We start from the raw sequence: 427 nt of genomic DNA, 5'->3' as shown, positions 1-427 counted from the left end.
CAGAAATACGAGTCGTCGCAGCCGAATAGCTCGACCTTCGCGTACACGCCCACGCTGCCCTACCTCCCCGCCGTCTGGCGCTTCTGCTCGCGCGTGACGCGGTTCCAGCCCTCGGCCACGTCGGCGACCACGAGGTTGATGTTCTGCACGACCTTCTCGACGCCCTCGACGTAGCCGCCGAGAGCAGGGATCGCCGACTTCTGGCCGCTGAGGAACTTCTGTCCCGCGCTGGTGAAATTGGTCTGCGCGTTGGAGAACGCCGTCTCGAATGCCTTGGCCTGGTCGAACGTGTCGTCTTCGCCGCCGCTGGGCTGGTAGGTCGTCGCGGGCGAGTCGGTGCTCGGCGATCCGGTGCCGCCCGATCCGGTGCCGAAGTTGCTCGGCCAGTTGTCCACCCACACCGGCACCGCGGTTCCGGCCGGGCGCT

The 427-nt window shown here is 67.4% G+C and carries 1 protein-coding gene; it reads right to left on the bottom strand.

Annotation, left to right across the window (positions count from 1 at the left end; translation table 11 throughout):
- Positions 1–59: 59 nt before the first annotated feature.
- A partial coding sequence (locus ON31_RS00070) for a hypothetical protein (protein WP_039807910.1) occupies positions 60–427 on the bottom strand: 368 nt, incomplete at its 5' end.

Origin of the sequence: Nocardia otitidiscaviarum NBRC 14405, from assembly GCF_000308635.1 — a bacterium.
Taxonomy (GTDB): domain Bacteria; phylum Actinomycetota; class Actinomycetes; order Mycobacteriales; family Mycobacteriaceae; genus Nocardia; species Nocardia otitidiscaviarum.
This window is presented reverse-complemented; position numbering and strand designations above follow the sequence as displayed.